This window comes from Mycobacterium sp. FW102-FHT13B02, assembly GCF_058790275.1.
This window is the reverse complement of sequence record NZ_JBYTCM010000024.1, coordinates 79,003-89,628: the sequence shown is the minus strand read 5'-3', so window position 1 is coordinate 89,628 and position 10,626 is coordinate 79,003. Positions and strand designations below refer to the sequence as shown.

The 10,626-nt window shown below is 67.7% G+C and carries 8 protein-coding genes; 1 reads left to right on the top strand and 7 read right to left on the bottom strand.

The window, feature by feature from the left end; translation table 11 throughout:
- Window positions 1-70 precede the first annotated feature (70 nt).
- From AC3WTE_RS28045 to AC3WTE_RS28020, 6 genes are all read right to left on the bottom strand, one after another.
- Window positions 71-841 carry a hypothetical protein gene (locus tag AC3WTE_RS28045; RefSeq protein WP_492442768.1) on the bottom strand — a complete coding sequence of 257 codons (771 nt, stop codon included), beginning with the start codon at window positions 839-841 and terminating at the stop codon, window positions 71-73.
- Between the two features lie 111 nt (window positions 842-952).
- Window positions 953-6,274 (bottom strand): helicase-like domain-containing protein, encoded by a 5,322-nt coding sequence (locus AC3WTE_RS28040; RefSeq protein WP_492442767.1) that lies wholly within the window; start codon window positions 6,272-6,274, stop codon window positions 953-955.
- Window positions 6,275-6,438: 164 nt separating this feature from the next.
- Window positions 6,439-7,980 (bottom strand): hypothetical protein, encoded by a 1,542-nt coding sequence (locus AC3WTE_RS28035; protein WP_492442766.1) that lies wholly within the window; start codon window positions 7,978-7,980, stop codon window positions 6,439-6,441.
- Window positions 7,977-8,240 (bottom strand): hypothetical protein, encoded by a 264-nt coding sequence (locus AC3WTE_RS28030; protein ID WP_492442765.1) that lies wholly within the window; start codon window positions 8,238-8,240, stop codon window positions 7,977-7,979. Before AC3WTE_RS28030 ends, AC3WTE_RS28035 begins: the two co-directional genes overlap by 4 nt.
- Entirely contained in the window at window positions 8,222-8,590 is a 369-nt protein-coding gene (locus tag AC3WTE_RS28025) for a hypothetical protein (RefSeq protein ID WP_492442764.1), read from the bottom strand. The genes AC3WTE_RS28030 and AC3WTE_RS28025 overlap by 19 nt, the downstream gene beginning before the upstream one ends.
- Complete coding sequence (locus AC3WTE_RS28020) at window positions 8,583-8,966, bottom strand: WhiB family transcriptional regulator (protein WP_492442763.1); 384 nt, start codon at window positions 8,964-8,966, stop codon at window positions 8,583-8,585. The genes AC3WTE_RS28025 and AC3WTE_RS28020 overlap by 8 nt, the downstream gene beginning before the upstream one ends.
- A gap of 404 nt (window positions 8,967-9,370) precedes the next feature.
- Between AC3WTE_RS28020 and AC3WTE_RS28015 the strand changes: the two genes are divergently transcribed.
- Window positions 9,371-10,006: a helix-turn-helix domain-containing protein gene (locus AC3WTE_RS28015; protein WP_492442762.1), complete on the top strand. Its 636-nt coding sequence runs from the start codon at window positions 9,371-9,373 to the stop codon at window positions 10,004-10,006.
- Between the two features lie 21 nt (window positions 10,007-10,027).
- On the opposite strand, the gene AC3WTE_RS28010 is transcribed toward AC3WTE_RS28015, so the two are convergent.
- Window positions 10,028-10,626 (bottom strand): VldE C-terminal domain-containing protein (locus AC3WTE_RS28010; protein WP_492442761.1); only part of this gene is annotated, 599 nt, incomplete at its 5' end.

Sequence of the window (10,626 nt, the reverse complement as noted above, 5' to 3'; positions counted from 1 at the left end):
GGCACCGACACGGCCTGAACATCTCCGCCCACCTCAGCCCCGTCCCCGAATTCCCACCACCCCAGGGGACTTAGCCGGCGCCTTCGGCGAAGTCGGCGTTGGCCGGGTCCAGCAGGGCTTCCACGGTCGGCGTCACGCGGAACACCAGCTCGGCAAGGGCATCGATGGTGTCGGCATTGAAATCCCACCTTCCGCCGCCGTATGCCTGGGCCCATCGGGGGAACGCGTGGCGGCGCTGGGCGAGCCATGCGTCGAGTTCGGGTGAGCGGGGAAGCCGGGGAAACCCGGCGGTCAGGATAGGTGCGGACGGCTCGGTCCATGACGGGTGGCCGGCGGCGTGCGTGTCGGCCGCGTGTTCCCAGCGTTCGTGTTCCGCCTCAATGGGTTCCGGATCTCCGCCGAGTTCGGCCAGGAGCAGGTGCAGAGGAGACGCCGGCGAAAGGCCGAGTTCCGGATCGGCGTCGACCACGGGAACTCCGGTGACTTGAACGCCGTCGAACACCCATCGGTGATCCGACACCAGGCCGAGCAAAGCTGCGTTGGTGAGCAGCGGGTGACCACGCTCGGCGAACCGGCGGGGGTCATCGTCCCAGCGCCACCGGCCGCGGCCGACGCGAATCAGACACTCCCCCAGGTAGGCCACCAGTCCCTCGACGAAGGGCTGTTCGTCCTCGACGAGCGCGTCGGCGGGGTCGCCGAAGTGCTCGCGGGCTGCGGCGACCAGTTGGCGTAGGGAGGGCAGCGAGTAGTCCAGTTCGAGGTGTGCGGGCAGATCGAAGTGCGCCATGGCGTCGATGACGATCGCCGACCGGTTCACCCATTCGTCGAGCGGTGAGGTCACGCGGAATCCTCTCTGTCGGGTCCCTTCGCCTGGAGGAGCAGGCCAGACGTGGCGGGTGGGTGTTCGATCTTCCATAGTGCCCATATGGGTGATTAGTACCGATATGAGACCCTAGTGCCCGAGGCCGCGGTCGTCCTCGTCGCGGCTGCGATCCTGATTGCGGGGCGTGATCTCGCGTTGGTGGTGTTCGAGCGCCATGCGTTCGCGGATGCGCACGGCGCGGCGCACCGCGTCGGCGTTGGGATAGCCGAGTTCTTCGACCAGCGCCGGGGTGGGGTTCAGGGTGAGACTCCAGCCGGGTTCACGTCCGCGCATCTTCATCCGTTGGTTGGCCGCTTCGGCGCGGGCCTTCGCCTCGGGGGTCTCGGCGGCCATCCGCAGCTCCAATGTGAGCGCGGATAGCTCGGCCTGCTTGGCCTCCAGCTCGCTGCGCTGCTCGAAGGGTGCTGGCGGATGAGCCAGCAGGTCATCGAGTTCGGCACGCTGGCGTTCTTGTTCGCGCTGCAGGCGCACGTGGTGCTCGGGCAGTCCCGTGTAGAGGTTCTCCACGCGGCGCAGCAGACCGAGCTGTTTGGGTCCAGACACGTCGAGCCCGAGCGATGATCCGGCGGCCAACAACTCGGCACCGTCGATTTCGGTGCTTCGCGAGGGGACGTTCAGCCGCAGCAGCAACATGTCGTGGGTGAGGTCACGGGCGCCCAGGACCTCGACACCGTTGATCGCGGCCCCGATCGGTTCGTAGCGCGAGGCGCCGCGGTCCTTGCCGGCCATGTAGGCGCGCCGGCACGCCGTCGTGAGGGCGGCCGCGGCATCAGTGCGCTCCGCGAACGTGTTCCCGCCGACGACGATGCGGTGCGGTGCGTCCCCGCGCTCGGCGGCGGCCTGCGCTACAGGGGCGAGAGCGTCGATGTCGGTCTGCTTCTTCGGAATGGCGCGTTCCAGAACCGTGACCTGCCAATCGCGGCTGCGTACGGACTGCTGGTGCGCCCGGTCCAGCGCGGTGAGGCGGCGCACGGTGTCGTCGAGTTCGACCTGGCGCAGGTAGCGGGGGTCACCGGTGGCGATGGCCTTCGCTTCGGCCGCGGCAGCGCCGATGTCTCCCCCACCAAGATCCTCGATCTCGGAATCGAGCACTTCCTTTCGCCGCATCTGTTGGATGAACAGGTCCTTCGCCTGCACCTTCTGCCACATCACGGTGTCGTAGCTGGACTCGGTGACGTAGAGGAACATGTCGATCTCGTCGTTCTGGTTGCCCTGGCGCACGATGCGGCCTTCGCGCTGCTCCAGGTCAGCCGGACGCCACGGAACGTCCACGTGGTGCAGGGCGGCCAGGCGAGACTGCACGTTGGTGCCGGTGCCCATCTTCTCGGTACTGCCGATGAGCACCGACACCTCGCCCCGATTGCATTGCGCGAACAGCGCTTTGAGCTGCGCGGGATTGCGCGCCTCGTGAACGAAGCGGATGGCCTCCGGCGGCATGCCTCGAGCGACGAGTTCGTCCTTGATGGCTTGATAGACGGTGAACTGGCGCGGATCTTTCGACGGGGTGCCCCGGTCACAGAACATCAGTTGCAGCGGTCCGCGTGCGGGCAGCAGTTCGCCGGTGTCGCGGTCACGGTACTGACGATCGCCCAGCCGCCGCTGCACCCCCATGGCGCGTTCGGCGACTTCGGCAGCTCTGCTGTGCTCGGGGGCGCCCAGGTGCGCCATCCTTGGGTCCAGGGAGGCGTTGCGGCCGTCGTTGCTGATCTTGAGGATGTTGTCGCGCTGGGGCTTTCGGGCGTCGAGATGCTCCGCGCGCCAGCCCAGATCGCCGATGAAGTCGACGACCTCGACATCGGGTTTGAGGCTGACGATCTGACGCGCCCCGGTACGCAGTTCGGGCAGTTTGACCGGTACTTGGTCGCGGGTGACGACATCGGTGTAGGCGTTGGTCAACGCCAGCAGCTCGGGCAGGTTGGTGAACTTGGCCACGCGCGTCACCGGCCGCAGTTTGGTGCCGGTCGCGTTGACCTCGACGCTGGTGTGAGTGGCGGTGAACGCAGCCCCCCAGTCCCCCAGGTCGGCCACACCGGCCTCGCGCAGCAGGTCGGGCCGGAGGTAGGCCTGCATGACGAAGAGCTCTCCGAGGGAGTTGGCGATCGGTGTTCCGGTCGCGAAGGTGGCCACCCGCTCGACGACGGCGTGCTCGGGGACACCGCGGGCCCGCGCCTCGTCGCGGCGTCGTTCACGCAGCACGTCGAGTTTGAGACTGAGGTCCTCGGCGCGCTGCGCGGCGCTCGCGCACGACAGCTCCTCGATGTTGCACACGCGCTGCTTGTTCTTGTACATGTGCGCTTCGTCGATCAGCAGGTAGTCGCACCCCGATTCCTCGAAACGCAGTCCGATGTCCTTGGTTTCGGCGGCCATCAGCTTCTCCAGGCGCGCCTGGGCCGCTTTGATCGCCCGCATGATGGCCTTCTGGCTGCGTTCGACGGTCGAGTCCTGCAGCTGTACGCGCAGCTCGTCGAGCTGCTTTTCGGCGTAGGCGGTGCGCACGTCGTTGGAGACGTTGATGGCGGTGAACGCCGACTGCGGCACGATCACCATGTCCCACTCGCTGGCCGCGCTCTGGGCGATGAACCGCCGCCGGCCCTCGGCGGTGGTGGCCGAGGACCCCAGCAGGACGTTGGCGGCGGGGTACCACTGCTTGGCCTCACGTCCAACCTGCTCAATGATGTGGTTGGGCACCACGATCCAGGGTTGACGGACCAGGCCGAGGCGCCGAAGCTCCATCGCCGCCATCAACATCGTGCCGGTCTTGCCGGCGCCGACGACATGATCGAGGAGGGTGGAGGGCTCGTTGATGATGCGGGCGACGGCGTTGCGCTGATAGTAGTGCGGACTGAAGTGATCGGAGAGCCCCGGCAGCCGCAGATGACTGCCGTCGTACACCGGGGCGCGCAGGGAGTTGAACCGCCGGTTGTACTCGCTGACGAGGGTGTCGCGCCGTTCGTCATCAGACCACAGCCAGCGGCTGAACTCTTCGGTGATCTTGGCGCACTTGGCCTGCGCGGCGAACGTCGCTTGTGCGTCGACCTCGCCCTCTTCGGTGGTGATGACCACGGCCTTGGAGTTGCACACCGCTTCGAGCAGACTCACCGCGTCGAAATTGCGCTTCTCCAAACCCCACTCGTCGGTCATGAGGCGACCGTGGCGCTTGTAACCGGGGACGTCGACCGTCCAGCGGCCGCCGATGTGCTCAGCGGTGACACCGGTGACCCCGAATGTCTTTTCGGCGAAGGCGGCGATGACGGGCGCCGGAATCCAGGGCGCGCCTGGGCGAACCTTGATGTCCTCGGCTTCGCGTTGCTCGGGCTGCACCTCGCGCAGCGCGCCGACGTAGGGCTCGTACACCGGGTTGGCGTCAGCGGCTTCGATCGCGGCGGCGAGCTTGGAGCGCACGTTGCCCGAGAGTGCGGTGGTGGCCGGCACCAGGTCGTCGGGGTCGTCGAGACTCGGATAGACCAGCCCCTCGATGAGAGCGCGGGTGTCCTCCTCTCCCACGCCGAGCAGCTCGCCGATCAACTCGACATCGACTCGTCGGGTCCGGTCCAGGCTCATCGCGAGCGCTTCTTCGGGCGTGTCGGCGGTGGTCCGCTCGACGTCCGCGGTGAGCACGTCGCGGGTGAAGACCGGTGCCTTGGTGGCAGTTCCGGTCTCCTCGTCGAAGTCCTCCAGTGAGGACACGACCGCCCAGCCGGGGTCGTAGCGCATGCCACCTTCGAGGTGACGGAACTTCTTGAACGGCTCGGGCGGCTCCCAGGCTTCGGTCTCCCACTGCTCGACGAGTTCGGTGGGCACGGGACCGTCGTAGGGCCGGCCGGTGGTCCCCTCCTGCTCGCGCCAGGTCGTTTCGAGCTTGGCGATACGCTTGTCGTGCAGGGCCTGAGTGGCATTGCGCTGCACCCACTCGAACCGGTTGACCGGCCCCCGCTTGCGAACGTATTTGTCGTACAGAGTGTTTAAGTGCGCGCGCAGTTGGTCACGGTCGTGCTCGGGTTCGCCGTCGCGTTGGGCGGCGATGAGTGCGGTGGCGACGTCGCGCAGCGCGATGAGTTCCTTGGTCTCCTCGACCAGCGTCCTGGGTGTCTTGTTGGGCTCCCACCCGTGACCGGCCCAGACGTCGATGCTGCGGGTGGCCGCGTTGTAGCGCAGCGTGTAGAGCGGTGGGTCGTCGACCTCGGTGTCCTGAGTGCGCAGACCGGGGGCGAAGTTCTCGGTGATGCGCTCTGACAGGTCGGTGCTGCGGGCGGTGAGGCCCATGCCGCGCGCGACCGCCGCGGTCATCATCGGCTGGAGTTGATCGCGGATCTGGTCGGCCAGGGCGTGTCCGGTAGCCCCGGTGACGACCAGCTGCGCCGAGCCGTGCACACCGTGGCCCAGCTCGGTGGCCCCCAGGACGCGCTGTGGATTGTTGAGGAAGTAGGCGTTGACGGCGATCTGTTCCTCGTCGCCGGTACGCGGGTCGACCAGCTCGGCGTCCTCGGTGCCGATCCAGTCCAGGGTGTCGAGATCGACCCTGGCGCCGTCCTCGCGGCGACGAAAGACCAGCAGGTCGGTGACGACGTCGGTGCCGGCGACCCGGCTGAATGCCTGCGACGGAAGCCGCAGCGCACCGATGAGGTCGGCGCGTTGCGCGATGTCCTGGCGTGCAGTGGTTTTCACCGAGTCCATGGTGTAACGGCTAGTCAGCACGGCGACGTAGCCGCCGGGGGCTACCAGCGACAGCGACTTGACGATGAAGTGGTTGTGGATGCTGTGACGGCGCGGATTGTGCACGGGGTCGGTGAGGGCGTACTTGCCGAACGGAACGTTGCCGACCGCCGCGGTGAAGCTGCCCTCCGGGATACGGGTGGTCTCGAATCCTTCGTGCCGGATCTGCGCTGAGGGGTACAGCAGTGCGGCGATGGCGGCGGTGATGTCGTCGGCTTCGACGCCGACGATCGTAGCGCTCTCGGGTGCGTGGCCGATGAACGTGCCACTGCCGCAGCCGGGTTCGAGCACCGGGCCACCGGAGAAACCCGCCGCGCCTAGTGCATCCCAGACCGCCGACACCACGGCGGGGTCGGTGTAGTGGGCATTGAGGATCGACGCGTGGGCGCGCCGATATTGCTCGGGGGTGAGCAGGCCAGCCAACTGAGCGCGTTCAGCGGCAAAGTCGTCGGCGCGCGGGTCGAACACCTGGGGGATGGCCCCCCATCCCGACCAGGCGGCAAGGGTGCGCTGCTCGGGCAGGGTCGCTGGACGCCCGGCGTCGCGCAGTGTGTGCACGAGTTCGACCGCCGCGATGTTCGCGCGGGCGCGCGCTTTGGACCCGGAAGGCACCAGAACGTCGGTGCTGGCGGGAAAGTCTGCGGCGCTGCGAAATTCCTCGGCAGCGGCTGGCTCCACTGGTTCCGCCGGCTCGACAATGCCCACGGCGGCGGCGGGGGTCGCCGCTACGGTCTCGCCGGGGTCGGTGGTTAGGGCCTCAGCCGACAGGTCCGCAGCCGTGGCGGTGGCCGTGTCTTCAGCGAGGTCGTCGGTGAGGTCGTCGAAGAGCGATACCTGGGGGCCTACCGTTCGGGCAGGCCGTCCGCGCGTAGATCGCGCAAGATCATCTGCGCCAGATCGGCGGTCAAGGGGGCCTCGGGGCGGTCGGGTAACTCCAGAGCGTCCTCGGCCCGCGCCGCCATCAGGTATCCCGCCTTGATCCGAAACGGACCCGAGAATTCCGGGGCCGGCCACAGGTGGTCGATCAGTGCTTCGAGGTCCTCGCTGGGCTCGCTCTGAAGTGCCGGGTTCGTCCAGCGCTGCTCCCAGGTGAGGCCCGCGGGGTTCGGTGCGGGGTCCACTCTCTCCGACTCCGGGACGCTCTCGTCGATCTCCACCATCTCGTAGAGTTCGTTGTTCAACACCGTCCGCGCTGCCTGCTCCCGCGCCGCCTTCAACAACGCCACCTTGGTCGCGTGATTGGGTGTCTGGCCGTTGCGCTGGCGGCTCCACGCCACCAGCGCCTTCTCCCACAGCTCCTCGGCCATGCTGGCCGCCATCGAACTGATCTTGTCCGCCTCGGCCGTCAGGAACTCGTTGCGCCGTTCCGGAGTCCACTCCTCGGGCAGGCTCAGATCGGTCGAGTAGACCGTCGCCACCGCCTTGAGGATCTCCGGGTCGATCACCGTCACCGCCTGCGTCGTCGAGGATGCTGAACAGATCCGGCTGGTTCGGGTCCGGCTTCCTGTTGCGAGCCATATTGTCCTCTCCTGACTGACAGTGGCGGGGTCTGGGTAGCCCCGGACGGCGAAGAACGCCCGTAGTCGCCGGTCGTCGATGCCCATCGGCGTCCCCGGCGTCATGGCCGTTCGCTCACGCCGATGTCGACGTCGACCAGCGGAACGGCTGGCCGGCATCCTTGGCGCGCTGCGTGGGTGAGGGCGTCGAGGACAGCGAGGGAACGCATCAGCCGACGCCGGCCCGTCCACCCGCAGCCGCATCGCGCCTGGCGACGGAAGCGGGAGACGAGTACTCGCACCACGGCAGGGGTCGCGGTCGGCGACGGGGGCGGTGCGCTCGATGGAGTGCGCCGCGGGGTGCTGATCTCGATGGTCATGCGGTGGTGCTCCGGGTCGTCGGGGCGGGGTTTGTGAGGTATTCGCCGCATCCGCCGGGGCCGAATTGCTTCCACGGCACGAACGCGGGCGGCCCGACCGGGCGTGGACACCAGAAGCCCAGGACCGGCACCGCGGGCCGGTGAGGATCACCGTCGTCACCGGGTGCCCGAGCAGCTCCACGCGGTGCCGGGAGCTGGCGCGTCGGAACGCCAGTGATCCGGGCCCGCGCACCACAGTGCGGTGCTGACCGACCTCCCGGTAGCGCCCGCGGATGACGATGGAGGCGAAATGCCACGGATGGTCGTGCGGCACACTGGGATCGGACTGACAGAACCGGTGCCGGTAGAGGTTGAGGATGGGGTTTCGCGGGATGAGGAACCACCGCAGCAGATAGGGGTCGGCGGGGTCGTCGCCGATGACCTGGTGCGGGCGGCCCGACACCAGAATCCGCCACCACTGCCCGATCGACAGGGACTCCTCGTCATCGGTGCTGCCGGTGCCGGTCATGATGCGCCTCGTTGAGCCGCGCCGCAGGTGCATCCTTCGCCGGCGATCGTCCAGTAGCGGACCCGCTTGTTACCCGCCGATGTGAGGCGCTGCACCGCGCCTCGGGCGCGCAGCGCATCCAGGGCGCGGTACACCTGGTCGACGACCAGGTGTGTCGCGCGGTCGCGGTTGAGCCATCGCATGACATCAGTCGTGCTGACCGGACATCCGATGCGCTCCAATGCGGCGAGCACGTCTGCGGTCAGCGGCGTCGCCGGCATGGGCCGAGCTTCTGAGGCCGGTGCGCGGGTGAGGCGCTGGGTGCGGTGAACAGCGCATCCAAGGTGGCGATTTCACGGTCGGTGGCGGGGTCGGCCGACGCAACCCACGCTCGTCGGAAGACACCGGTCTCTGCCGCGGCGACGGCCCCTTCGTTCTGCAGGCAGCGCAGCAGCCGGTAGATGGTCTCCTGCGTCGGCGGCAACGGGTGCGCGCTTCCTGTCACGGCGACCGGCGGTGCGCCCTGGCGCAGCTGCGTCGTGGTCAGTGGGTGCGCCGAGCAGCGCAGCGCCGCGACGAGGTAGTCCCGAAGGAGTCGGTTGGTGCAGGTTCGTGGACCCGAACTAGGCACTGGCCGACTCCGCGACGTACGTCCTGGCCCCTGGGAACGCGGCATTGTGCATGGCTTCCCTGATCGCCAAGCAGCGGCGTCGGTGCGCCTCGGGCTGGTGATCCATCGCGGCGACCACCATGGCCAGCTGCCGCCGCGCGACCCCGTGCTCCTCGACGGTGGCGTGCTCGCCAGGGAGGTCGACGCCGGCCCACACGCCGTCAGTGGCCTCCAGCGCCAGCGCGGTGCGGGCGCAGGCCTGCCGCAGCGGGCAGTTGCCGCAGATCCGCTTGCACTGCTGGGCCTTGCGGTAGTCGAACCAGTCCTCAGGGTCAGCCGAGTAGTTGCATAGCCCGTTCACGTCGATCTTGACCGGATTGGCCACTAGATGCGCCATGACGCCACCTTCCGAATTGTGCTCTAAGTGGTCTTTAGTTGTGCCCTTGTTGGGCATGCGGCGATCATAACCCCATCAACGGGCATCTGTGCAGGCCAAATCGTCAACTGTCCACGGCCGGTGCCGACAGCGGGACGATTTCGCGAATGTATTCATCTAGGAACGATGGCCCGAAAAGCTCACTGACGTGCACTTAGAGTCGATTAGCTGTCTGCGGATCGCCGGCGTGGCTACCGCCGGTGGCCGGCCGAAAAATTCTTCGGGATTCGCCGCTCGTGGTGGATATGTTGCGCTCTAGTTGTGCATCCGTGGTGTAGTTGGCTTGGGTACTCGGGTGGGTAGCTGTCGAGCACGCACGTAGTCAGATACGTGTCTGTACGGGCTGCATGTGGTTCACTTTGTGTGTGGACGGCGACACCGACGAGGAAGCAGGCGAAACCACGCCTGCCAGCGGTGATGTCCTCGATCCGTCCCTGGCGCGACTGCGGGACGCCGTTGTGCGACGACGCGCGGAACTGGGGCTTTCCCAACGTTCGCTCGCCGACCTCGCCGGGGTGTCGCTCGGTACCGCAACCAGGCTCGAACGGGGCGCGGGACCGCCCCGAGTGAGCACCGTGCCCAAGCTGGAGGATGCGCTGCAGTGGCCACGCGGGACGTTTCAGGCCATTCGTGACGGAGATGCTCCGCCGAAGCTTCCGCCGCGCGATCCCAGCGGCACCAATCGCACCGAAGCCCTACAGCAGCGCCTGGCCTCGGCCGGCGGCATGCGCAGCGCCACGCAGTACGGCCAGGCGCTGTCCATCGCCTCGGCCGTCGTGGCCATCACCGCGGTGTGCCTAGAGGTATTGACCAGCGAACTGAACGATCCCGGCGCTCGCGCGGCCGCGCTCGATGCCCTCGACGCGAACATGCGCAAGATGGAAACTCTGATCGCGGCCAGCTTGCCCGACGCGGAATCCTTCGACGACGCCATTGCGGTGATGCGCGAGGTGCACGAAAGTCGTACTTCCATTCAGAAGGCCGCAGAGTCGCTCGGATAGAGCTCGCCGAGGAATGACGGGTCAGTAGCCGTCGTACCCGCCGCCAATGCTGGCGATGTGCACGTGGTTGAAGTGGTTCTGATTGGCGTCGCCGCGGTCCTCCATCGGTGAGGAGCTGCCGTCCGGGTTGTGTTGAGCCTTACGCCACAGTGCGTGTGCGAAACCCAGTTCCTGCGCGTGGGCCTGCACGAACTGCACGACCCGGTCGCCGAGGGCCTTGCCGGCCGGGGTGTCCCATTGCGGAATCATCACGTCCAGGGCAAGGCCGTTGGGGTGCCACTTCATCGAATCCGGCCGGTAGCCACCGATGTCGGTGATCTCGGGGAAGGCGGCGGTGATGGCTCGGCTGAGACGGCGGGTGTACTTCTGGAGCCGGGTTTCGTTGGCCAGTCCCGGCCGGTCCAGGCCCGGCATCGCCGGAATGCCTTTGGCGGAACCGGATTGACCGGACGGGGACCTCCCGCTGAGCCCGGCTTTGACGACCGGGGTGAAGAGGCCACCCAGACCGCCGAGGCCGCCGCCACCGAAGGCGCTCATCGGCGAGCCGCCGCCGCCCATGCCGCCGCCCATGCCGCTCATCGGCATGCCGCCGCCCATCGGCCGGGCACCGTAACCACCAC